We start from the raw sequence: 21,970 nt of genomic DNA on the forward strand, positions 1-21,970 counted from the left end.
GACCCACGCGGGTCGCCCTGTTTTCGTCTGTGGCGGCCGGCCTTTTCAGCACAGTAGTTGATCGATGAAAACGCCTCTCTGGTTCCCGCAAAGCTTCTTCGCCCGCACCCTCTGGCTGGTGCTGATCGTCGTCCTGTTCTCCAAGGCGCTGACGCTCGTGTACCTGCTGATGAACGAGGACGTGCTGGTCGACCGCCAGTACAGCCACGGCGTGGCCCTGACGCTACGCGCCTACTGGGCCGCGGATGAAGAGAACCGTGACCAGATCGCCGAGGCGGCCGGCCTGATCCGCGTGACCGGCGCCGGCGTGCCGGAGGGCGAGCAGCACTGGCCCTACAGCGAGATCTACCAGCGCCAGATGCAGGCCGAGCTGGGCGATGACACCGAGGTGCGCCTGCGCATCCACGCGCCGCCCGCGCTGTGGGTCAATGCCCCGAGCCTGGGCCCAGGCTGGCTCAAGGTGCCGTTGTATCCGCACCCGCTGCGTGGGCAGAAGATCTGGAACGTGCTCGGTTGGTTCCTGGCCATCGGCCTGTTGTCCACGGCATCAGCCTGGATCTTCGTGCGCCAGCTCAACCAGCCGCTCAAGCGCCTGGTATTTGCTGCCCGCCAGCTGGGCCAGGGGCGCAGCGTGCGCCTGCCGATCAGCGACACCCCGAGCGAGATGACCGAGGTGTACCGCGCGTTCAACCAGATGGCCGAGGATGTCGAGCAGGCCGGGCGTGAGCGCGAGCTGATGCTGGCCGGGGTGTCCCATGACCTGCGCACGCCGCTGACCCGGCTGCGCCTTTCGCTGTCGCTGATGGACAACGACAGCGACCTCAGCGAGGACATGGTCCGCGACATCGAAGACATGGACGCGATCCTCGACCAGTTCCTGGCGTTCATTCGTGACGGGCGTGACGAACCGGTTGAGGAGGTCGACCTCAACGACCTGATCTACGAAGTGGTGGCGCCCTACAACCAGCACAAGGAGCAGGTGCGCCTGTGCCTGGAGCCGATCCCGCCGTTCCCGCTGCGCCGGGTGTCGCTCAAGCGCATGCTGGGCAACCTGATCGGCAACGCCCTGCATCACGCCGGCAAGGGCGTCGAAGTGGCGGCCTATGTGTCGGGCGACCAGAGCGCGCCGTATGTGGTGCTCAGCGTGCTGGACCGTGGCGCGGGCATCGACGAGTCGGAGCTGGAGACCATCTTCAACCCGTTCATCCGTGGCGACCGGGCTCGGGGCGGCAAGGGCACCGGGTTGGGGTTGGCGATCGTCAAGCGCATTGCCGCGCAGCATGGCGGCAACGTGGAGCTGCGCAACCGCTCCGGTGGCGGGATCGAGGCGCGGGTGAGGTTGCCGTTGGGGTTGTTGCTGCCGCGTAACGCTGTCTGATCGTTGTTATTTGTACGGGCCTCTTCGCGGCTAAAGCCGCTCCCACAGAGAACATGCAAAAACCTGTGGGAGCGGCTTTAGCCGCGAAGAGGCCCGTAAAGGCGCCATCAGCCTTTGCCCTTGGTCCGCGTCTGGTTTGGCCCGCTGTTCTTCTCCAGGTGCTCGATGATCATCCCGGCCACGTCCTTGCCGGTGGTCACCTCGATACCCTCAAGCCCCGGCGATGAATTCACCTCCATCACCAGCGGCCCATGATTGGAGCGCAGGATATCCACCCCCGCCACGCTCAGACCCATGACCTTCGCCGCGCGAATCGCGGTCATGCGCTCCTCGGGGGTGATCTTGATCAGGCTGGCCACGCCACCGCGGTGCAGGTTGGAGCGAAACTCGCCCGGCTTGGCCTGGCGCTTCATCGAGGCGATCACCTTGTCGCCCACCACGAAGCAGCGAATGTCGGCGCCTCCGGCCTCCTTGATGTATTCCTGGACCATGATGTTCTGCTTCAGGCCCATGAACGCCTCGATCACCGATTCGGCAGCCTTGGTGGTTTCGCACAGCACCACGCCGATGCCCTGGGTACCTTCGAGCACCTTGATCACCAGCGGCGCGCCGTTGACCATCTGGATCAGGTCGGGGATATCGTCCGGCGAGTGGGCGAAACCGGTGATCGGTAGGCCGATACCGCGCCGAGACAGCAGCTGCAGCGAGCGCAGCTTGTCCCGTGAGCGGGCAATGGCCACCGACTCGTTGAGCGGGTACACGCCCATCATCTCGAACTGGCGCAGCACCGCGCAGCCATAGAAGGTGACCGATGCGCCGATGCGCGGGATCACCGCATCGAACCCCTCCAGCGGCTTGCCGCGGTAATGGATCTGCGGCTTGTGGCTGGCGATGTTCATATAGGCCCGGAGTGTGTCGATCACCACCACTTCGTGGCCCCGCTGGGTGCCGGCCTCGACCAGGCGGCGGGTGGAATACAGACGCGGATTGCGCGACAGCACAGCGATCTTCATGCAGCACCTGTGACAGGGGAAAGGGTGGCCGGGAAGGCCGGTTTGTCCTGGACATACTTAAGGCCTGGGTTGACCACCAGCTGGCCATGGATGAGTGCCTTCGAGCCGAGCAGCAGCCGATAGCGCATGCTCTTGCGGCAGGCCAGGGTGAACTCGACCTCCCAGACCCGGTCGCCGAGCGCCAGGGCCGTACGGATCACGTAGCGGATCTGGGCCTGGCCGTTGGAGCTCTTGATGGTCTTCATGGTCACCAGTGGCGCCTCGCAACGCCGGTGGCGCAACTGCACCACCGAGCCCAGGTGCGCGGTGAAGCGCACCCATGGCTGGCCATCGCGCTCGAACGGTTCGACCTCGGTGGCGTGCAGGCTGGAGGTGCTGGCGCCAGTGTCGATCTTGGCGCGCAGGCCGGCGACACCCAGCTCGGGCAGGGCGACCCACTCGCGCAGGCCGATCACAGTCAGGTGGTCAAATGTCTTCACGAAGCGTGCCCTGGGGATATGGAGGTGAACTGTAATGACGGCACGGACTTTTTGCATCCGTCAGTCACGGTAGTACAGTTCCGTGAAAGACAGAATTCGAGGAAAGACCATGGCACAAAAGCCTGAAGACGACGATAAGGTACGCCTGGACAAATGGCTGTGGGCGGCGCGCTTCTACAAGACCCGCGCCCTGGCCAAGGCGGCGATCGAAAGCGGCAAGGTGCACTGCCGGGGCGAGCGCTGCAAGCCGGGCAAGGAGCCGCGGGTGGGCGACGAGTTCGTGCTGCGCACCGGTTTCGACGAGCGCACCGTGGTGGTCAGGGCATTGTCGGTGGTGCGCCGCGGCGCGCCCGAGGCGCAGGCGCTGTATGAGGAAACGGCCGAAAGCATGAAGCGCCGCGAACAGGCGGCCGAGATGCGCAAGGCGGGCGCGCTGGGCATGACCAGCGACGGGCGACCGAACAAGAAGCAGCGGCGCCAGATCCACCAGTTGCACGGCAGTTTCGACTGATCGGGGCTGTCGTTTGGTTCGTTGCAACCAGCCCTTGCAACATTCGGTAACTCCTCGGCAGATGAGCAAGAAAATGGGATTCACTACCATTTACACTTCTCAATCCAGCGAGGAGTACCCCCGATGTTGCCCCGCAAGCCCCTACTGGCCGCCCTGGCCCTCACTCTGTTCGGCGGCACCGCCCAGGCGGCGGATGAAGTGGTGGTGTACTCCTCGCGCATCGACGAGCTGATCAAGCCGGTGTTCGACGCTTATACCGCTAAGACCGGCGTCAAGATCAAGTTCATCACCGACAAGGAAGCCCCGTTGATGCAGCGCATCAAGGCCGAGGGCGAGAACGGCGTGGCCGACCTGCTGCTCACCGTCGATGCCGGCAACCTCTGGCAGGCCGAACAGATGGGCATCCTGCAGCCGATCAAGTCGGCGGTCATCGACCAGAACATCCCGCCGCAGTACCGCGCCTCGTCCCATGACTGGACCGGCCTGAGCCTGCGCGCGCGGACCATCGCCTACTCCACCGACCGGGTCAAACCGGGGGAGCTCAGCACTTACGAGGCCCTGGCCGACAAGAACTGGGAGGGCCGCCTGTGCCTGCGCACGGCGAAGAAGGTCTACAACCAGTCGCTGACCGCCACGCTGATCGAGAACCACGGCGAGGCCGCGACCGAGAAGCTGATCAAGGGCTGGGTCAACAACCTGTCCACCGATGTGTTCTCCGACGACACCGCAGTAATCCAGGCCATCGCCGCGGGCCAGTGCGACGTGGGCATCGTCAACACCTACTACTACGGGCGCCTGCACAAGGAGAAGCCCGACCTGCCGGTGAAGCTGTTCTGGCCCAACCAGGGGGACCGTGGTGTGCACGTCAACCTGTCGGGTATTGGCCTGACCAAGCATGCACCGCATCCGGAAGCGGCGAAGAAACTGGTGGAGTGGATGACCGGCGAGGAGGCGCAGAAGCTGTTCGCCGACATCAACCAGGAGTTCCCGGCCAACCCGAAGGTCAAGCCTTCGGCGGAAGTCGCGGCCTGGGGCAGCTTCAAGGCCGACAGCATTCCGGTGGAAGTCGCCGGCAAGCGCCAGGCCGAAGCCATTCGCTTGATGGACCGGGCTGGCTGGAACTGAGTTTCAGCGCTTATCCTTGCGGGGCCCTCCAGGGCCCCTTCGCGGCTAAAGCCGCTCCTACAGGTTTTGTGTTGTCCGTGGGATTGCACGGTCCCTGTAGGAGCGGCTTTAGCCGCGAACGACCGCGCAGCGGTCGCAACCTGCAACCGAGAACCCCGCCTTGCCCCACACCCCCCAACGCCGCTGGTACCTGCCGGTCTCCCTGACCGCCGCCCTGGTCCTGCTCCCACTGAGCGTCCTGCTGCTGTCCTGGCAATCGGTCGACATGCAGATCTGGTCTCACCTGCTCGACACCCAGATGGGCCGCCTGCTGGGTAACACCCTCACGCTGGTGGTCGGCGTTGGCGCCGGTGTGACCGTGCTGGGGGTGAGCCTGGCCTGGCTCACCAGCCTCTGCGAGTTCCCCGGCCGGCGCTGGCTGGACTGGGCGCTGATGCTGCCGTTCGCGATTCCGGCCTATGTCCTGGCGTTCGTCTTCGTCGGCCTGCTCGACTTCGCAGGCCCGGTGCAGACGGCCCTGCGCGAGGTGTTCGGGCCCATGCGCCTGCCACGGGTACGTTCCACCGGCGGGGTGATCACAGTATTGGTGCTGGTGTTCTATCCCTACGTCTACCTGCTGGCGCGCACCGCGTTCCTGGCCCAGGGCAAGGGCCTGATGGAGGCCGCGCGGGTGCTCGGGCTGTCGCCGCTGCAGGCGTTCTGGCGGGTGGCCTTACCCATGGCGCGCCCGGCCATCGGCGCCGGCATCGCCCTGGCGCTGATGGAGACCCTGGCCGATTTCGGCGCGGTGGCGGTGTTCAACTTCGACACCTTCACCACGGCCATCTACAAGACCTGGTACGGCTTCTTCAGCCTGTCCAGCGCGGCGCAGCTGGCCAGCCTGCTGCTGCTGGCGGTGATGCTGGTGCTGTATGGCGAGCGCCGTGCCCGGGGCGCCAGCCGCAGTGGCAACGAGCGCCCGAGAGGCCAGGCGCTGTATCACCTGCGAGGCATCAAGGCCCTGGCCGCGAGCGGCTGGTGCCTGCTTGTCTTCGCCTGCGCCTTCGTCATCCCGATGCTGCAGCTGCTGGCGTGGTTCTGGCAGCGCGGCCGGCACGACCTGGACGAGCGCTACCTCGGCCTGGTCATGCACACCCTGTACCTCGGCGCCATTGCGGCGCTGATCACGGTCAGCGTGGCCATGCTGATGGCCTTCGCCCGGCGCCAGGCACCGACCACGGCCATCCGCGCCGGGGTCGGTCTGGCCAACCTCGGCTATGCCTTGCCGGGCTCGGTGTTGGCGGTGTCGATCATGCTGGCGTTCAGCTATCTGGACAACCAGCTGGTGATACCGCTGTCGCAGTGGTTGGGCGGGGCGGGCAAGCCATTGTTGCTGGGCAGCCTGTCGGCCTTGCTGCTGGCCTACCTGGTGCGGTTCATCGCCGTGGCCTATGGCCCGCTGGAAAGCAGCCTGGAGCGGATCCGCCCGTCGTTGCCGGAGGCTTCACGCAGCCTCGGGGTCGCCGGGCCGGGATTGTTTTTCAAGGTGTATCTGCCGCTGCTGGTGCCCGGTGCACTCAGCGCCGCCCTGCTGGTGTTCGTCGACGTGTTGAAGGAGATGCCGGCGACACTGCTGATGCGCCCATTCGGCTGGGACACCCTGGCCGTGCGGGTGTTCGAGATGACCAGCGAGGGCGAGTGGGCACGGGCCTCGCTGCCGGCCCTGACCCTGGTGCTGGTCGGCCTGCTGCCGGTGATCGGCCTGATCCGTCGCTCGGCCCATCGTCCGGGCCACCCGCGCTGAGGGTGCCACGCAGCTTCCTTGCGGCTACAATGCGCGGCATTCGCAGCGACGGGTCCTACAAAAACAGGTGATGATTGAACATCGCCGACCGCCGCCGCCTCGCCACGCCCGGAAGGAGAAACCCATGGGACAGCGTACGCCTCTGTATGACCTGCACCTGGCGCTCGGCGCCAAGACGGTCGATTTCGGCGGATGGGACATGCCCCTGCATTACGGCTCGCAAGTCGAGGAGCACCATCAGGTGCGCAGTGACTGCGGGGTCTTCGATGTCTCCCACATGACCGTCATCGATATCGACGGTTGCGCCGCCACGCCCTGGCTGCAACACCTGCTGGCCAATGACGTGACGCGTCTGGAAAACCCCGGCAAGGCCCTCTACAGCCCCCTGCTCAACGCCGATGGCGGCGTGATCGACGACCTCATCGCCTACCGCACCGAGGACGGCTACCGCCTGGTGGCCAACGCCGCCACCCGCGACAAGGTACTGGCCTGGCTGCAGGCGCGCAGCGAAGGTTTCAAGGTCAGCTTCAAGGTCCGCCCCGAACTGGCCATCCTCGCCATCCAGGGCCCTCACGCCCGGGAAAAGGTCGCCGCCCTGCTCAGCGCCTCGCGTGCCGCGCTGATCCGCGAACTACGCCCCTTCGAAGGCCTCGCTGACGGTGACTGGTTCATCGCCCGCACCGGTTACACCGGCGAGGACGGCCTGGAGATCATCCTTCCCGGCGAGCAGGCCCCGGCATTCTTCAACGACCTGGTCGGCGCCGGCATCGCCCCGAGCGGCCTGGGCGCGCGCGACACCCTGCGCCTGGAAGCCGGCATGAACCTTTATGGCCAGGACATTGACGAAGCCCACACCCCGCTGACCTCCAACCTGGGCTGGAGCGTCGCCTGGGAGCCGGCGGGCCGCGAGTTCATCGGCCGTGCCGGCCTGCTGGCGGAAATCGAGCAGGGCGTGAAGGAAAAACTGGTCGGCCTGGTGCTCGAGGAGCGTGGTGTACTGCGTGCTCACCAGGTGGTCCGTGTATCCGGGATTGGCGAAGGAGAGATCACCAGTGGTAGTTTCTCGCCTACGCTGAGCAAATCCATTGCCCTGGCCCGCGTGCCCATGGCCACCGGCGACCGCGCCGAGGTGGAGATCCGCGGCAAGTGGTACCCGGTGCGGGTGGTCAAGCCGACCTTCGTGCGCCATGGCAAGATCCTGATCTGATTATCCAAATGGCGGGCCGACCGCTGACCCTAACGAGGAATACAAGACAATGAGCCAAATCCCCGCCGACCTGCGTTATGCCGAAAGCCATGAATGGGCCCGCCTGGAAGCCGATGGCACCGTGACCGTGGGCATCAGCGACCACGCCCAGGCCGCACTGGGTGACGTGGTGTTCGTCGAGCTGGCCGAAGTCGGCAAGGTGTTCGCCGCCGGCGACGCCGCTGGCGTGGTCGAGTCGGTCAAGGCTGCCTCGGACATCTACGCGCCGGTGGGCGGCGAGGTGATCGCGGTCAATGAAGAACTGGCCGACAGCCCGGAACTGCTCAACGAAGAGCCCTACGAATCGTGGATCTTCAAGCTGAAGCCGAGCGACAAGTCCGAGCTGGAAAAGCTGCTGGATGCCGCTGGTTACGCAGCCCTGATCGGCGAGTGACAATACCGGCCTCATCGCGGGGCAAGCCCGCTCCCACGCATGGTACACATCGTGGGAGCGGGCTTGCCCCGCGATGAGGCCTGCACGGCCAATGCAATAATCCCCGCACATTCGGCAATCCTTCCTAGACTTGTAAGTCTCCCATGAGAACTGGTCCAGGAAGAGATCGTCGCCATGTCCCAGTCGCCATCCCTGCATCAACTGCAAGAGCCCAACCCCTTCCTGCGTCGCCACCTGGGGCCCGATGCCCAGGAGCAGCAGGCCATGCTCGACGTCCTCGGCGTCGCCAGCCGCAGCGAACTGATCGAGCAGACGGTACCGCCGGGCATTCGCTTCAACCGCCCGCTGGATCTGCCGCCGGCCCTCGATGAGCAGGCCGCGCTGGCCAGGCTGGCGAGTCATGCCGCGCAGAACCAGCTGTGGACCAGCCTGATCGGCATGGGCTACCACGCGACCATCACCCCCACTGTCATCCTGCGCAACGTGCTGGAGAATCCCGGCTGGTATACCGCCTACACGCCCTATCAGCCGGAGATCGCCCAAGGACGGCTGGAGGCGCTGCTGAACTACCAGCAGATGGTCATCGACCTCACCGGCCTGGCACTGGCCAATGCCTCGTTGCTCGACGAGGCCACCGCCGCCGCCGAGGCCATGGCCCTGGCCAAGCGCGTGGCGCGCAGCAAGAGCAACGCCTTCTTCGCCGACGAACACTGCCACCCGCAGACCCTGTCGGTGCTCAAGACCCGTGCCGAGGGCTTCGGTTTCGAGCTGATCATCGATTCTGTGGATAACCTGGCCAAGCACAAGGTGTTCGGGGCGTTGCTGCAGTACCCGGACACCCACGGCGAGGTGCGCGACCTGCGCCCGCTGATCGACCAGCTGCACGCCCAGCAGGCCCTGGCCTGCGTCGCCGCCGATATCCTCAGCCTGGTGGTGCTCACGCCGCCGGGCGAACTGGGGGCCGACGTGGTGCTCGGCTCGACCCAGCGCTTTGGCGTGCCGATGGGCTACGGCGGGCCGCACGCGGCCTATTTCGCCTGCCGCGACGACTACAAGCGGGCCATGCCCGGGCGCATCATCGGGGTGTCCCGCGATGCCCGCGGCAATACCGCGCTGCGCATGGCCCTGCAGACCCGCGAGCAACACATTCGCCGGGAGAAGGCCAACTCCAATATCTGCACGGCCCAAGTGCTGCTGGCCAACATCGCCGGCTTCTACGCCGTCTACCACGGCCCTGAAGGCCTGCAACGCATCGCCCAGCGGGTGCACCGGCTGACCTTCATCCTCGCCGCCGGCCTCGAAGCCAAGGGCATCAAGCGCCTCAACCAGCACTTCTTCGACACCCTGACCCTGGACGTCGGCGGCACCCAGGCGGCGATCATCGAGAGCGCCGAGGCCGCCCGCATCAACCTGCGCATCCTCGGGCGCGGGCATCTGGGGGTGAGCCTGGACGAAACCTGTAACGAAGCCACGGTGCTCAAGCTGCTGGATATCTTCCTCGGCGTCGATCATGGCCTGGACATCGCCACGCTTGACCAGCAGGCGCTGCCCGAAGGCATCCCCGGCGCGCTGGTGCGCCGTACGCCGATCCTCGGGCATCCGGTGTTCAACCTGCACCACAGCGAAACCGAGATGCTGCGCTACCTCAAGCAGCTGGAGAACAAGGACCTGGCGCTGAACCAGTCGATGATCCCGCTGGGCTCGTGCACCATGAAGCTCAATGCCAGCAGCGAGATGATCCCCATCACCTGGCCGGAGTTCGCCCAGCCGCACCCCTTCGCCCCGGCCGCCCAGGTGCAAGGCTACAAGGCAATGATCGACGAGCTGGAAAGCTGGTTGTGCGCGATCACCGGCTTCGACGCCATCTGCATGCAGCCCAACTCCGGCGCCCAGGGCGAATACGCCGGGCTCATGGCCATCACCCGTTACCACCGCAGCCGTCACCAGCCCGGGCGCACCTTGTGCCTGATTCCGTCCTCGGCCCATGGCACCAACCCGGCATCGGCGCAGATGGCCGGCATGGAGGTGGTGATCGTCGAGTGCGACGAAGACGGCAACGTCGATCTCGACGACCTCAAGGCCAAGGCCCACGCCGCCGGCGAGCGGCTGTCATGCCTGATGGTGACCTACCCCTCCACCCACGGCGTGTACGAGGAGGGAATCCGCGAGATCTGCGAGGTGGTGCACCAGCACGGCGGGCAGGTGTACATGGACGGCGCCAACCTCAATGCCCAGGTGGGGCTGGCGCGGCCGGCGGACATCGGCGCCGATGTCTCGCACATGAACCTGCACAAGACCTTCTGCATCCCCCATGGCGGTGGTGGCCCGGGCATGGGCCCGATCGGCATCCGCGCCCACCTCAAGCCGTTCGTCGCCAGCCACCCGGTGGTGCCGGTGCCAGGGCTGGAACCGACCAACAGCGCGGTGAGCGCGGCGCCCTGGGGCAGTGCCAGCATCCTGCCGATCAGCTGGATGTACATCGCCATGATGGGGCCGCAACTGGCCGACGCCAGCGAGGTGGCGATCCTGTCCGCCAACTACCTGGCCAGCCAGCTGCGCGATGCCTTCCCGGTGCTCTACCGAGGGCGCAACCAGCGGGTCGCCCATGAGTGCATCTTCGACCTGCGGCCGCTCAAGGCGCTGACCGGCATCACCGAGGAGGATGTGGCCAAGCGCCTGATGGACTACGGCTTCCATGCGCCGACCATGTCGTTCCCGGTACCGGGCACGCTGATGGTCGAGCCCACCGAGAGCGAGTCGAAGGCCGAACTGGACCGTTTCGTCGAGGCGATGCTGGCGATCAGGGCGGAAATCGCCGAGGTGCAGGAGGGCAACTGGCCGGCCGAGGACAATCCGCTCAAGCACGCGCCGCACACCTTGGCCGACGTGTTGGCGCCGTGGGACCGGCCATACAGCATCGAGCAGGGCATCGCCCCCAGCGCTCACGCGCGCCAGCATAAATACTGGCCGGCGGTGAACCGGGTCGACAACGTGTATGGGGACAGGAATCTGTTCTGTGCGTGCGTGCCGGTGGAGGCGTATCGCTGAGAGGGGGCATCGATCCCCCTGTAGGAGCGGCCTTGCCGAGGCGTCGGACCGGCCGGAAAGGGCCGCAGAGCGGCCCCGGCGATCTTTGCGTCAACACTGAAACCCTGGGGCCGCTACGCAGCCCTTTCGCGGCACAAGGCCGCTCCTACAAGGGGTAGAGTTTTATTCGGCCACGGCGTTCTTGGCTAGGATCGCGTTGGCCAGTTCCATGTCGCTGGCCTGGACGCCCGGGTTGTCCGCGCGTACCTGGCGGATCGCGGCTTCCAGGAACGGACCGCGGATGGCGCCTTCACTGGCGACGAAGCTGCCGGCGTCGTCCTGGGCGGCGACGATCAGCTTGTGGTCCTTGAAGGTCAGGTAGGTCGAGGCAGTGGTGGCACCGGAGGAGATGACGTTGCGCCAGAACGTGTCGGCCATGGCGGAGCCAAGGGGCAGCGAGCAGAGGACGGTGGCTGCGATGGCTGTTTTGAAACGCATGATGAATCACCTCGGTCGATGAGGGCTGTCGGAATGCCGGTTTGATCCGGTTTACCGCTGCCAAGTTCCCGACCACACAGGGGATTTCTTACTTATCCACAGACCCGCAGCACTTCCTCCAGGGAGGTCAGCCGTTGCTCGGCCAACCGGCGTCCGCAGCGGCGCAGGTCGTGCAGGCCATCGGCGGCCGCCTGCTGGCGCAGCGCCTCCAGGTCGGCGCCCGGGGTGATGCGCTGGCGCAGCGCGCTGCCGACCCGGAGCAGCTCGAACAGCCCGGTGCGGCCTTGAAAGCCGCTGCCCCGGCAGGTCTGGCAGGCGGGGCGATCGGTGTGTTCCATGCCTTGGCAGGATGGGCATAGGGTGCGCACCAGGCGTTGGGCCATGACCCCGAGTAGCGTGGCCCTGATCAGGTAGTCGGCCACCTTCAGCTCCTGCAGGCGGGTGATCGCCGCGCAGGCATCGTCGGTGTGCAGGGTGGACAGCACCAGATGGCCGGTCAGCGCCGCCTGTACTGCCACCTGAGCGGTTTCCTGGTCGCGGATCTCGCCGATCATGATGATGTCCGGGTCTTGCCGCAGCAGGGCGCGCACGCCATCGGCGAAGCCCAGGCCCAGGCCGGGTTGCACTTGCAGCTGGTTGATCGCTGGCTCCAGGCGCTCGATGGGGTCTTCGATGCTGCACAGGTTGACCTGGGGCGTGGCCAGGTGGCGCAGGCTGGCGTAAAGGGTGCTGGTCTTGCCCGAACCGGTGGGGCCGGTCACCAGCAGGATGCCCTGGCGCCGCTGCAGCAGGGCTTTCCACTGGGCCAGCAAGGGCGCCTCCAGGCCAAGGTGTTCGAGGGCTTCGTGGCGTAGCTGCGGATCGAACAGGCGCAGCACCAGCTTCTCGCCGAATGGCGTGGGCAGCGTGGACAGGCGCAGTTCGATCTGCGCGCCATCCGGCAGGCGGCTTTTCAGGCGACCGTCCTGTGGCCGGCGTTTCTCCGCCACGTTCATCCGGCCCAGGTGCTTCAGGCGGCTGACCATGGCCAGGGTGACGCCCGCCGGGAAGGCGTAGACGGGGTACAGCAGGCCATCGATGCGCAGGCGCAGGTGACCCAGCTCGCGGCGCGGTTCCAGGTGGATATCGCTGGCGCGCTGCTCGATGGCGTACTGCAGCATCCAGTCGACGATGCGCACCACATGTTGATCCTCGGCGCCCGCCTGGGCCTGGCTGGCGCCCAGCTCCAGCAGTTGCTCCAGCTCGCCGAGCCCGGCTGCCGGGGGCTGTCCGGCGCCGCGCAGCGAATGCGCCAGGCCGAAGAAGGTGGGCGTCAGCTGGCGAATCTGTCGTGGACTGGCCAGCACCCGTTGCACACGCTTGCCCAGGCCTTGGCTCAGGTCGGCTTCCCAGTCACGTCGATAGGGTTGGGCGCTGGCCACGGTCACGCTGCTGTCATCCAGCGCCACGGCAAGGATGCCGTGACGCTCGGCGAAGGCCGCGGACATCAGGCTGGCGACCTGTGCCAGGTCGACCTGCAGCGGGTCGATGTGCAGGAACGGCTGGCCTACCTGGTCGGCAAGCCAGTGGCAGAGCGCATCGAGGCCCAGGCGCTGGCCAGGGTGCAACGGGTCCGCCAGGGCCAGCTCGGCGATCAGTTCCAGGGGATGTGCGTCAGGGTGCTGCCTGGCCCGCTCGAGCGCCTTGAGCGCGTCGCAGGCGGCGATCCGTTGTTCGGCGAGCAAGGCGTCGAGCAGCCGGTTCAGGTCCAGGTCTTGGCTAGCGTTGGCGAACATGGCGATATCCCTGCCAGGTGATCCATGACGCTGGCAAGGCTAGCCAGAGGGCGCGGCGGTCGGGTGAATAAAGGGTTTCGGAATCTTGCCGGAGCGCGATCAGGCCGAGGCGGCCTGCGCCAGGCATGGCCGGCACTCCAGGCTGACATCGGCCACGCAGACCAGGTTGCGCAACTTCTGCGCGATGACTTCGGCGCGGTGCCAGCTCAGGCCGCCGATGCCGATTTCCATGTCCAGCAGGTCATCGCACTGGTTGACCCGCACGCTGTGCGGGGTGAGGAACTGCAGGGCGAACAGGTTGAGCACGCGGCACAGGCTGTCCGGTTCCGCCTCGGCCTGCAGGCGATAGTGGACAGTGCTGTGGGCGGTGTTGGCGGCCCAGGCGTCGATCCTGGGGTGTTCGGCTGCGTGCATGGCGTTTCTCCGCGAAGGTGGAGAAATTCTTGCACGTTAGCGGTGGTATTTTTTCGCTATGATTTGAGTGTTTTGTATTGTTTGCGAATAATTCAATTCGCAAAGTTAAATTTTGGAGAATTGATAATGCATGGCGAACTGGATGCCTATGATCGGCGGATCCTCGAATTGCTGCAGGAGGACGCGTCACTGTCCAGCGCGCAGATCGCCGAGCGTGTGGGCCTGTCGCAGTCGCCGTGCTGGCGGCGCATCCAGCGCTTGAAGGAGGAGGGCGTGATCCGCGGGCAGGTGACCCTGCTGGATCGCAAGAAGGTAGGGCTGAACACGCAGATCTTTGCCGAAGTGAAGCTCAACGCCCACGGGCGTTCGAACTTCGCCGAGTTCACCGAGGCCATCCGCGGTTTTCCCGAAGTGCTGGAATGCTACGTGCTGATGGGAGCGGTGGACTTCCTGCTGCGCATCGTCACCTCGGATATCGAGGCTTACGAGCGGTTCTTCTTCGAAAAACTATCGAACGTGCCGGGTATCCAGGAAGTGAACTCGATCGTGGCGCTTTCGGAGATCAAGTCGACCACCAGCTTGCCATTGAGACCCTGATGAGTCGATCGCGGGGCAAGTCGCAACGGCGCACCGCCGCTCCCACGCAGTGCAGGAGCGGGCAGCGCGGACTCAGGCCTTGAGCAGGTGTTTCCAGGCGCGGTTCTGCTCGATGGCGCGGGCCTGCTCGATGCGGGCTTCGAGCAGTTCTTCCTTGCCTTCTTCGACCAGCGGCTGCTCGGCCAGCTCGTGCAGCTTGTTCAGCTCGCCGTAGAGGCGGTCCTGCTGCGGCAGGTCCAGCACCTGGCGGGCGTGGTGCAGCCAGGTCTGCACGCATTCGATGCGCGGCAGCTGTTCGGCCAGGTCTTCCGGACGCTGCACGTACAGCGGCAGCTTCAGGGCGCGGGACTCCTCGCCCAGCAGGTGCTGCAGCCAGCTGGCCAGCTGCGCCTTGCCCTGACGTTCGCCACGGCCCTTGCGCTCGGCGGTCCAGGCGCGGGCGCTCAGCCAGCGCGCGGTCTCCAGGGAGAACTGGCCCCAGCGCGGGTCTTCCAGTTCTTCGGCGAACTGCTCGGGGGCGGCGCGGCGAATGTCCTCGTCATCGTTGCCGGCCAGCACCAGCGGGCGCCAGTCTTCCAGCAGCGCGTCGAGGCTGGCGCGCAGGGTGCGGGTGGTCGGGCGCGGCGCGGCCTGGCCGAGGCTGGCGGTGAGGGCGCGCAGTTCGGCCAGGCAGCGAACCCAGTCCTGCAGCAGGCGCCAGTGGCCATTGTGGCGATACTGCTCGGCCAGGCGCTGGCTGCTGCCCAGCAGTTGCCAGGCGAGGGCGGCATAGGCGTCGTCCAGCGGCATCTCGGCCTGCAGTTCGGTCACCGGCAGGCCCAGCTCGTAGCTGTCCGGATCGAGGAGGCGGTAGCCGCGCTCGGCCTTGCTGATGTCGCAGGGCATCAGCGGCAGGCTGGCGGCCAACTCGGCGGCCAGCTCCAGCAGCGCCTCAGGGGTGCCTTCACGCAGTTCCAGCTCCAGCTCGCAGATTTCTTCCTTGCGCTTGCCTGCGATCACGAAACCTTGATCCAGCGCGGCCTCGATCACTACCTTCGCCTTGCCGCGGCCCCAGGCGATCTCGGCGTACTCGCGGGTGAAGTCGGTGGTGAACAGCGGCTTGATGGTCTTCTTGTCCAGCTCGGCCAGTTGCTCGGGCCAGCAAGTGGCGTCGAGCTTCTTCAGGTCGAGCTTGACCTTGTCCAGGTGCCACTCGTGCTCGTTGCGCTCGGACAGCCCGGCGACGCTCTGGCCACGGCACTTGAGGGTCTGGATGATGACCTCGCCATCACGGCGCAGGCGCAGGGCGACGCGGGCGGCGGACAGGTCGCGCTCCGGGGTGTCGAAGTACTGGTTGAGCAGTTCGCGGGTCTGCCAGCCGGACTTGTTGCGCTTCTTCAGCAGGGGGTGCTCGCGCAGGGCGGCAAGGGTCTCGCGGCTGGCGCGGAGTTTGAGTTCGGTTTCTTTGTGCATCGCGGGCTCGGAAGGAGGGGCATCGTTGCCTGGCAGTCTACAGTACTTGCTCCACGAGGATGCTGTGGATTGCCAGGTGACGGGTCGCCATTGTTATGATGCCTTTCACGCCGTCGAGGAGTCCGCGCATGCCGTTGCCGTCGCTGAAAGACCAGTTCGCCGCCCTGATCGCCGCGCCCTCGGTCAGTTGCACCCAGCCTGCGCTGGACCAGTCCAACCGCGCGGTCATCGACCTGCTGGCCGGCTGGCTGGGCGACCTGGGGTTCAGCTGCGAGATCCAGCAGGTCAGCCCCGGCAAGTTCAACCTCCTGGCCAGTCGCGGCACCGGCCCGGGCGGCCTGGTGCTGGCTGGGCACAGCGATACCGTGCCCTACGACCCGCAGCTGTGGGGTAGCGATCCGCTCAAGCTGACCGAGGTCGATGGCCGCTGGGTCGGGCTGGGCAGCTGCGACATGAAAGGCTTCTTCGCACTGGTCATCGACGCGGTCATCCCGCTGCTCGATCACGATTTCAAGCAACCGCTGCTGATCCTCGCTACCTGCGATGAGGAAAGCTCGATGTCCGGCGCCCGCGCCCTGGCCGAGGCCGGCCAGCCACTCGGACGGGCGGCGGTGATCGGCGAACCCACCGGGCTCAAGCCGATCAGAATGCACAAGGGCATCCTCATGGACCGCATCGATATCCTCGGGCGCAGTGGCCATTCGTCGGATCCGAGCCTGGGCCGCAGCGCCATGGAAGCCATGCACGCGGTGATGGGCGAATTGATGGGCCTGCGCCGCACCTGGCAGGAGCAGTACCGCAACCCGCAGTTCACAGTGCCGACGCCGACCCTGAACTTCGGCTGCATCCACGGTGGCGACAATCCCAACCGCATCTGTGGCCAGTGCGCCCTGGAGTTCGACCTGCGCCCGCTGCCGGGCATGGATGTCGAGCAGCTGCGCGCGGCGATCCGCGGCAAGATCGCGCCACTGGCCGAGCGCCACGACGTGCGTATCGACTATGCGCCGCTATTCCCCGAAGTGCCGCCGTTCGAGCAGAACGCCGACAGCGAACTGGTGCGCCTGGCAGAGCGCCTGACCGGCCACCGCGCCGAAGCGGTGGCCTTCGGCACCGAAGCGCCTTATCTTCAGCAGCTCGGTTGCCAGACCATCGTGCTAGGCCCGGGTGACATCGCCTGTGCCCACCAGCCCGGTGAATACCTTGAAATGTCACGAATCGAGCCTACCGTGCGTCTATTGCGTGACCTGATCCGGCACTATTGCCTGAGCCATTGATCTTTCCCTGAGCAGAGGAGACCGCGCGTGACCGCAAGCCTGTTCCGACGATGACTTTCGAACGTTGTGCGCCTTTTCGTTCTCCGTTCACTTATCCACAGGCCCTGTCATGCCCGATTACGTCAACTGGCTGCGTCATGCGTCTCCCTACATCAACGCCCACCGCGACTGCACCTTCGTGGTCATGCTCCCCGGTGACGGCGTCGAACACCCGAACTTCGGCAACATCGTCCACGACCTGGTGCTGCTGCACAGCCTTGGCGTGCGCCTGGTGCTGGTCCACGGCTCGCGCCCGCAGATCGAAAGCCGCCTGGCCGCCCGCGGCCTGACCCCGCACTACCATCACGGCATGCGCATCACCGACGCGGCGACGCTCGACTGCGTGATCGATGCGGTCGGCGCCCTGCGCCTGGCCATCGAGGCGCGCCTGTCGATGGACATGGCGGCCTCGCCGATGCAGGGCTCGCGCCTGCGGGTGGCATCCGGCAACCTGGTCACGGCACGGCCGATCGGCGTGCTCGAAGGGGTCGACTACCACCACACCGGCGAAGTACGCCGGGTCGACCGCAAGGGCATCAACCGCCTGCTCGACGAGCGTTCCATCGTGCTGCTGTCGCCGTTGGGCTATTCGCCGACCGGCGAGATCTTCAACCTCGCCTGCGAGGACGTGGCCACCCGCGCCGCCATCGAGCTGGGTGCCGACAAGCTGCTGCTGTTCGGCGCCGAACCGGGCCTGCTGGACGAGCGTGGCCAGCTGGTGCGCGAGCTGCGACCGCAGCAGATCGCGCCGCACCTGCAGCGCCTGGGCAGCGACTACCAGGCCGAGCTGCTGGATGCCGCCGCCGAGGCCTGCAAGGGCGGCGTGGCGCGCAGCCATATCGTCAGCTATGCCGAGGACGGTGCGCTGCTGACCGAGCTGTTCACCCGTGGCGGTGGCGGTACGCTGGTGTCCCAGGAGCAGTTCGAAGTGGTGCGCGAGGCGACCATCGAGGATGTCGGCGGTCTGCTGGAACTGATCAGCCCACTGGAAGAGCAGGGCATCCTGGTGCGTCGATCGCGCGAGGTGCTGGAGCGGGAGATCGAGCAGTTCAGCGTGGTCGAGCGCGAGGGCATGATCATCGCCTGTGCGGCGCTGTACCCGATTGCCGACTCTGAGGCCGGGGAGCTGGCGTGCCTGGCGGTGAACCCGGAGTACCGGCATGGCGGGCGTGGTGACGAACTGCTCGAGCGCATCGAGGAGCGGGCGCGCAAATTGGGGCTCAATACCCTGTTCGTGCTGACGACCCGCACCGCGCACTGGTTCCGTGAGCGCGGGTTCTCGCCCAGTGGCGTGGAACGGCTGCCGGCGGCGCGGGCGTCGCTGTACAACTACCAGCGCAATTCGAAGATCTTCGAGAAGCCGCTCTGACAGCAAATACAGCCCTTGTAGGAGCGGCCTTGTGCCGCGAAAGGGCCGCGCAGCGGCCCCGGCAATTTCAGAATTGATGCACAAATCTTGGGGGCGCTTCGCACCCCTTTCGCGGCACAAGGCCGCTCCTACACATGGATGGGTGTATCTGCGGGCCAAACAAAAACGCCGCCCTTGTGGGCGGCGTTTTCGTTTACACGGTATGCAGGTACCAGTTGTACTCGAGGTCGGAGATCGAATGCTCGAACTCCTCCAGCTCGCTCTCCTTGCACGCGACGAAGATGTCGATGTACTTCGGATCGATGTACTTGTTGAGGATCTCGCTGTCGTCCAGCTCGCGCAGGGCATCGCGCAGGTTGTTCGGCAGGCTCTGCTCCAACTGCTCGTACGAGTTGCCTTCGATTGGCTCGCCCGGTTCGATCTTATTGGTCAGACCGTGGTGCACGCCGGCCAGCACGGCCGCCATCATCAGGTACGGGTTGGCGTCGGCGCCGGCCACGCGGTGCTCGATGCGCACGGCGTCCGCCGAGCCGGTCGGCACGCGCAGGGCCACGGTGCGGTTGTCCAGGCCCCAGCTCGGTGCGTTCGGCACGTAGAACTGCGCGCCGAAACGGCGGTACGAGTTGACGTTCGGGCAGAGGAACGCCATCGAGGCGGGCAGGGTCTCGAGCACACCGCCGACAGCGTGACGTAGCGCGGCGTTCTGCTCGGGATCCTCGCTGGTGAAGATGTTGTTGCCATCCTTGTCCAGCACGGAGATGTGTACATGCAGGCCGTTGCCTGCCTGGCCCGGGTAGGGCTTGGCCATGAACGTGGTGTCCATTTCATGGTCGTAGGCGATGTTCTTGATCAGGCGCTTGAGCAGCACCGCGTAGTCACAGGCCTTGAGCGGGTCGGCGACGTGGTGCAGGTTGACTTCGAACTGCGCCGGGGCGCTTTCCTTGACGATCGCGTCGGCCGGGATGCCTTGCTCCTTCGCACCTTCGAGGATGTCCTGCAGGCAGTCGGCGTATTCGTCGAGGTCGTCGATCAGGTAGACCTGGGTCGACTGCGGGCGCTTGCCCGAGATCGGCGAGCGCGGCGGCTGCGGACGGCCGTTCACGTTCTCCTGGTCGATCAGGTAGAACTCCAGCTCGAACGCGGCGCAGATGGTCAGGCCCATCTCGGTGAACTTGCTCACCACCTGGCGCAGTACTTCGCGCGGGTCGGCGAAGAAGGGTTCGCCTTCGAGTTCGTGCATGGTCATCAGCAGCTGCGCGGTCGGGCGCTTCTGCCAGGGTTCGTTGGAGAGGGTGCCGGGGATGGGGTAGCAGATGCGGTCGGCATCGCCGATGTCCAGGCCAAGGCCGGTGCTTTCGACGGTCGAACCGTTGATATCCAGGGCGAAGAGGGAGGCAGGCAGGTTGATGCCTTTCTCGTAAACCTTGTGGAGGCTGGTGCGCTCGATGCGCTTGCCACGCACCACACCATTCATATCTGCAATCAGAAGGTCAACGTAGAGAACCTCAGGATGTTCCTTAAGGAACGCGTTCGCTTCGTTAAGCTGAACGGCACGCGGGGGTACCGACATGATGCAACACCTTTGTTGTTAAAAATATCAATCAAGGGGGGCTTGCAACCCCAGTCAATCGGAAAGACCAGGTGAAGTCAAGCCAAGCCCATGATGCCCTTAAATGGCACATCTACGGCAGATTTGCTGCATATCGGGGCGTGCCATTATCCGCTATTTTCGCCCTGAAAGGTTATCCCGAGCGGGGCGTGTTTTATTTTTTACGGAGAGGTTGTGTAAAAAAATGAACGAGGATAAGCTCGGTCACAACCCAGAACACAATAATACGAGGGTCACATGGTCCGCTTGCCGAGACCTGTCAGCGCCGCATGCACGGTGCGTTCAGGTACATCTCCCGGTTGCCGTCCGGTCATCGCACGCCTGCATCGAAAGGGCGCCGCGCTGGCCGCAATAATTGACGGTTCGCGTAAAAAAGCCATACCTCGTAACGCTTTACCGCAACGCCTCCTTTCTTTCTGCCCTTCGCTTTCTGTCCGGACGCGCCACCATGGCGTGCCTCCACTGTCGTCCTGCGCGAGGGTTTTTGCTTTAGCCATGCACAGCATCCAGAATCAAGGCGCGGGCCTTTCCAGGCCCCTCGGCGCCCTGCGCGCCGACTTTGCCCGACGCCTGGCGTCAGTGGCCGCCGGTTGCCTTCAACCGCGCCACATTACCTCCTGAGGTATTTATGAGTCACAACCTCGACCAGCTCACTGATTGGTTGAAAGAGCACAAGATCACCGAAGTGGAATGCCTGATCAGCGACCTGACCGGCATCACCCGCGGCAAGATCTCGCCCACCAACAAGTTCATCGCCGAGAAGGGCATGCGTCTGCCCGAAAGCGTGCTGCTGCAGACCGTGACCGGCGACTACGTCGACGATGACATCTATTACGAACTGCTCGACCCGGCCGACATCGACATGATCTGCCGCCCCGACGAGAACGCGGTGTTTCTCGTGCCATGGGCCATCGAACCGACCGCCCAGGTGATCCACGACACCTACGACAAGAAGGGCAATCCGGTCGAGCTGTCGCCGCGCAACGTGCTGAAGAAGGTCCTGAAACTCTACGCCGACAAGGGCTGGCAGCCGATCGTCGCGCCCGAGATGGAGTTCTACCTCACCAAGCGTAGCGAAGACCCGGACTTTCCGCTGCAGCCGCCGGTGGGCCGTTCCGGCCGTCCGGAAACCGGGCGGCAGTCGTTCTCCATCGAGGCGGCCAACGAATTCGACCCGCTGTTCGAGGATGTCTACGACTGGTGCGAACTGCAGCAGCTGGACCTCGATACGCTGATCCACGAGGACGGCACCGCGCAGATGGAAATCAACTTCCGTCACGGCGACGCCCTGCACCTGGCCGACCAGATCCTGGTGTTCAAGCGCACCATGCGCGAGGCCGCGCTCAAGCACAACGTGGCCGCCACCTTCATGGCCAAGCCCATGACCGGCGAGCCGGGCAGCGCGATGCACCTGCACCAGAGCGTGGTCGACGTGGCCACCGGCAAGAACATCTTCTCCAACGCCGACGGCAGCATGAGCGAGCTGTTCCTGCACCATATCGGCGGCCTGCAGAAGTTCATCCCCGAGGCGCTGCCGCTGTTCGCCCCCAACGTCAACTCGTTCCGCCGCTTCCTGCCCGACACCTCGGCGCCGGTGAACGTCGAGTGGGGCGAAGAGAACCGTACCGTCGGCCTGCGCGTGCCGGATGCCGGCCCGCAGAACCGCCGGGTCGAGAACCGCCTGCCGGGCGCCGACGCCAACCCCTACCTTGCCATCGCCGCGAGCCTGCTGTGCGGCTATATCGGCATGGTCGAAGGCATCGAGGCCAGCGCGCCGGTGCAGGGCCGGGGCTACGAGCGGCGCAACCTGCGCCTGCCGCTGACCATCGAGGATGCCCTCGAGCGCATGGAGAACAGCCGCGCGCTGGTGCAGTACCTGGGTAAGAAATTCATCACCGGCTACGTCGCCACCAAGCGCGCCGAGCATGAGAACTTCAAGCGCGTCATCAGCTCCTGGGAGCGTGAGTTCCTGCTGTTTGCTGTGTGA

General features: G+C 65.5%; 18 protein-coding genes. 11 read left to right on the plus strand and 7 right to left on the minus strand.

Annotated elements, in window-relative coordinates; genetic code table 11:
- The first annotated feature begins 64 nt into the window (after positions 1 to 64).
- On the plus strand, positions 65 to 1,378 hold the full coding sequence (locus tag V0R62_RS05420) for an ATP-binding protein (RefSeq protein WP_110735515.1): 1,314 nt from the start codon (positions 65 to 67) through the stop codon (positions 1,376 to 1,378).
- A 107-nt stretch (positions 1,379 to 1,485) separates the two neighbouring features.
- On the opposite strand, the gene rimK is transcribed toward V0R62_RS05420, so the two are convergent.
- Both rimK and rimB read right to left on the minus strand, forming a co-directional pair.
- Complete coding sequence (gene rimK / locus V0R62_RS05425; protein WP_011531656.1) at positions 1,486 to 2,391, minus strand: 30S ribosomal protein S6--L-glutamate ligase; 906 nt, start codon at positions 2,389 to 2,391, stop codon at positions 1,486 to 1,488.
- Complete coding sequence (gene rimB, locus V0R62_RS05430; protein ID WP_028689207.1) at positions 2,388 to 2,870, minus strand: retropepsin-like aspartic endopeptidase RimB; 483 nt, start codon at positions 2,868 to 2,870, stop codon at positions 2,388 to 2,390. Before rimB ends, rimK begins: the two co-directional genes overlap by 4 nt.
- Before the next feature lie 109 nt (positions 2,871 to 2,979).
- Here rimB and V0R62_RS05435 point away from each other — a divergent pair, with 109 nt between their 5' ends.
- The 6 genes from V0R62_RS05435 to gcvP all read left to right on the plus strand — a co-directional run bounded on the left by V0R62_RS05435 (position 2,980) and on the right by gcvP (position 10,977).
- Positions 2,980 to 3,381, plus strand: a complete 402-nt coding sequence (locus tag V0R62_RS05435) for an RNA-binding S4 domain-containing protein (protein ID WP_050707444.1) — start codon at positions 2,980 to 2,982, stop codon at positions 3,379 to 3,381.
- Positions 3,382 to 3,504: 123 nt separating this feature from the next.
- Complete coding sequence (locus V0R62_RS05440; protein ID WP_330103015.1) at positions 3,505 to 4,506, plus strand: extracellular solute-binding protein; 1,002 nt, start codon at positions 3,505 to 3,507, stop codon at positions 4,504 to 4,506.
- 160 nt (positions 4,507 to 4,666) lie between these two features.
- Positions 4,667 to 6,289 carry an ABC transporter permease gene (locus V0R62_RS05445; protein ID WP_330103016.1) on the plus strand — a complete coding sequence of 541 codons (1,623 nt, stop codon included), beginning with the start codon at positions 4,667 to 4,669 and terminating at the stop codon, positions 6,287 to 6,289.
- 124 nt (positions 6,290 to 6,413) lie between these two features.
- Positions 6,414 to 7,496 (plus strand): glycine cleavage system aminomethyltransferase GcvT, encoded by a 1,083-nt coding sequence (gene gcvT / locus V0R62_RS05450; RefSeq protein WP_050707441.1) that lies wholly within the window; start codon positions 6,414 to 6,416, stop codon positions 7,494 to 7,496.
- A 49-nt stretch (positions 7,497 to 7,545) separates the two neighbouring features.
- Entirely contained in the window at positions 7,546 to 7,929 is a 384-nt protein-coding gene (gene gcvH, locus V0R62_RS05455; protein ID WP_050707440.1) for a glycine cleavage system protein GcvH, read from the plus strand.
- A gap of 174 nt (positions 7,930 to 8,103) precedes the next feature.
- On the plus strand, positions 8,104 to 10,977 hold the full coding sequence (gcvP, locus tag V0R62_RS05460) for an aminomethyl-transferring glycine dehydrogenase (RefSeq protein ID WP_330103017.1): 2,874 nt from the start codon (positions 8,104 to 8,106) through the stop codon (positions 10,975 to 10,977).
- Positions 10,978 to 11,139: 162 nt separating this feature from the next.
- Here the strand turns inward: gcvP and V0R62_RS05465 are convergent, their stop codons facing one another.
- The 3 genes from V0R62_RS05465 to V0R62_RS05475 form a co-directional block, all read right to left on the minus strand.
- On the minus strand, positions 11,140 to 11,454 hold the full coding sequence (locus V0R62_RS05465; RefSeq protein WP_050707438.1) for a DUF2388 domain-containing protein: 315 nt from the start codon (positions 11,452 to 11,454) through the stop codon (positions 11,140 to 11,142).
- 92 nt (positions 11,455 to 11,546) lie between these two features.
- Complete coding sequence (locus V0R62_RS05470) at positions 11,547 to 13,229, minus strand: GspE/PulE family protein (RefSeq protein WP_330103018.1); 1,683 nt, start codon at positions 13,227 to 13,229, stop codon at positions 11,547 to 11,549.
- Positions 13,230 to 13,328: 99 nt separating this feature from the next.
- The gene (locus V0R62_RS05475; protein ID WP_330103019.1) at positions 13,329 to 13,643 is read right to left on the minus strand and encodes a hypothetical protein; all 315 of its coding nucleotides are present in this window, start codon (positions 13,641 to 13,643) and stop codon (positions 13,329 to 13,331) included.
- Between the two features lie 126 nt (positions 13,644 to 13,769).
- On the opposite strand from V0R62_RS05475, the gene V0R62_RS05480 reads away from it, so the two are divergent.
- The gene (locus V0R62_RS05480) at positions 13,770 to 14,240 is read left to right on the plus strand and encodes an Lrp/AsnC family transcriptional regulator (protein ID WP_050707492.1); all 471 of its coding nucleotides are present in this window, start codon (positions 13,770 to 13,772) and stop codon (positions 14,238 to 14,240) included.
- A 72-nt stretch (positions 14,241 to 14,312) separates the two neighbouring features.
- Here V0R62_RS05480 and V0R62_RS05485 read toward each other — a convergent pair whose 3' ends face one another.
- Positions 14,313 to 15,692 (minus strand): CYTH domain-containing protein, encoded by a 1,380-nt coding sequence (locus V0R62_RS05485; RefSeq protein WP_330103020.1) that lies wholly within the window; start codon positions 15,690 to 15,692, stop codon positions 14,313 to 14,315.
- A gap of 128 nt (positions 15,693 to 15,820) precedes the next feature.
- On the opposite strand from V0R62_RS05485, the gene argE reads away from it, so the two are divergent.
- Positions 15,821 to 16,966 carry an acetylornithine deacetylase gene (argE, locus tag V0R62_RS05490; protein ID WP_330103021.1) on the plus strand — a complete coding sequence of 382 codons (1,146 nt, stop codon included), beginning with the start codon at positions 15,821 to 15,823 and terminating at the stop codon, positions 16,964 to 16,966.
- A gap of 109 nt (positions 16,967 to 17,075) precedes the next feature.
- On the plus strand, positions 17,076 to 18,374 hold the full coding sequence (gene argA / locus V0R62_RS05495) for an amino-acid N-acetyltransferase (RefSeq protein WP_330103022.1): 1,299 nt from the start codon (positions 17,076 to 17,078) through the stop codon (positions 18,372 to 18,374).
- A gap of 193 nt (positions 18,375 to 18,567) precedes the next feature.
- Here the strand turns inward: argA and V0R62_RS05500 are convergent, their stop codons facing one another.
- Positions 18,568 to 19,944 (minus strand): glutamine synthetase family protein, encoded by a 1,377-nt coding sequence (locus V0R62_RS05500; RefSeq protein ID WP_050707432.1) that lies wholly within the window; start codon positions 19,942 to 19,944, stop codon positions 18,568 to 18,570.
- A gap of 667 nt (positions 19,945 to 20,611) precedes the next feature.
- Here V0R62_RS05500 and V0R62_RS05505 point away from each other — a divergent pair.
- Entirely contained in the window at positions 20,612 to 21,970 is a 1,359-nt protein-coding gene (locus V0R62_RS05505; RefSeq protein WP_028688542.1) for a glutamine synthetase family protein, read from the plus strand.

Source organism: Pseudomonas carassii (genome assembly GCF_036324045.1).
GTDB classification, from domain to species: domain Bacteria; phylum Pseudomonadota; class Gammaproteobacteria; order Pseudomonadales; family Pseudomonadaceae; genus Aquipseudomonas; species Aquipseudomonas peradeniyensis.

Bases quoted from the DNA above. Each gene is read 5' to 3' on its own strand.
- V0R62_RS05420 (WP_110735515.1), top strand. From the start codon at position 65: ATGAAAACGCCTCTCTGGTTCCCGCAAAGCTTCTTCGCCCGCACCCTC.
- rimK (WP_011531656.1), bottom strand. From the start codon at position 2,391: ATGAAGATCGCTGTGCTGTCGCGCAATCCGCGTCTGTATTCCACCCGC.
- V0R62_RS05435 (WP_050707444.1), top strand. From the start codon at position 2,980: ATGGCACAAAAGCCTGAAGACGACGATAAGGTACGCCTGGACAAATGG.
- V0R62_RS05440 (WP_330103015.1), top strand. From the start codon at position 3,505: ATGTTGCCCCGCAAGCCCCTACTGGCCGCCCTGGCCCTCACTCTGTTC.
- gcvT (WP_050707441.1), top strand. From the start codon at position 6,414: ATGGGACAGCGTACGCCTCTGTATGACCTGCACCTGGCGCTCGGCGCC.
- gcvH (WP_050707440.1), top strand. From the start codon at position 7,546: ATGAGCCAAATCCCCGCCGACCTGCGTTATGCCGAAAGCCATGAATGG.
- gcvP (WP_330103017.1), top strand. From the start codon at position 8,104: ATGTCCCAGTCGCCATCCCTGCATCAACTGCAAGAGCCCAACCCCTTC.
- V0R62_RS05465 (WP_050707438.1), bottom strand. From the start codon at position 11,454: ATGCGTTTCAAAACAGCCATCGCAGCCACCGTCCTCTGCTCGCTGCCC.
- V0R62_RS05470 (WP_330103018.1), bottom strand. From the start codon at position 13,229: ATGTTCGCCAACGCTAGCCAAGACCTGGACCTGAACCGGCTGCTCGAC.
- V0R62_RS05475 (WP_330103019.1), bottom strand. From the start codon at position 13,643: ATGCACGCAGCCGAACACCCCAGGATCGACGCCTGGGCCGCCAACACC.
- V0R62_RS05480 (WP_050707492.1), top strand. From the start codon at position 13,770: ATGCATGGCGAACTGGATGCCTATGATCGGCGGATCCTCGAATTGCTG.
- V0R62_RS05485 (WP_330103020.1), bottom strand. From the start codon at position 15,692: ATGCACAAAGAAACCGAACTCAAACTCCGCGCCAGCCGCGAGACCCTT.
- argE (WP_330103021.1), top strand. From the start codon at position 15,821: ATGCCGTTGCCGTCGCTGAAAGACCAGTTCGCCGCCCTGATCGCCGCG.
- argA (WP_330103022.1), top strand. From the start codon at position 17,076: ATGCCCGATTACGTCAACTGGCTGCGTCATGCGTCTCCCTACATCAAC.
- V0R62_RS05500 (WP_050707432.1), bottom strand. From the start codon at position 19,944: ATGTCGGTACCCCCGCGTGCCGTTCAGCTTAACGAAGCGAACGCGTTC.
- V0R62_RS05505 (WP_028688542.1), top strand. From the start codon at position 20,612: ATGAGTCACAACCTCGACCAGCTCACTGATTGGTTGAAAGAGCACAAG.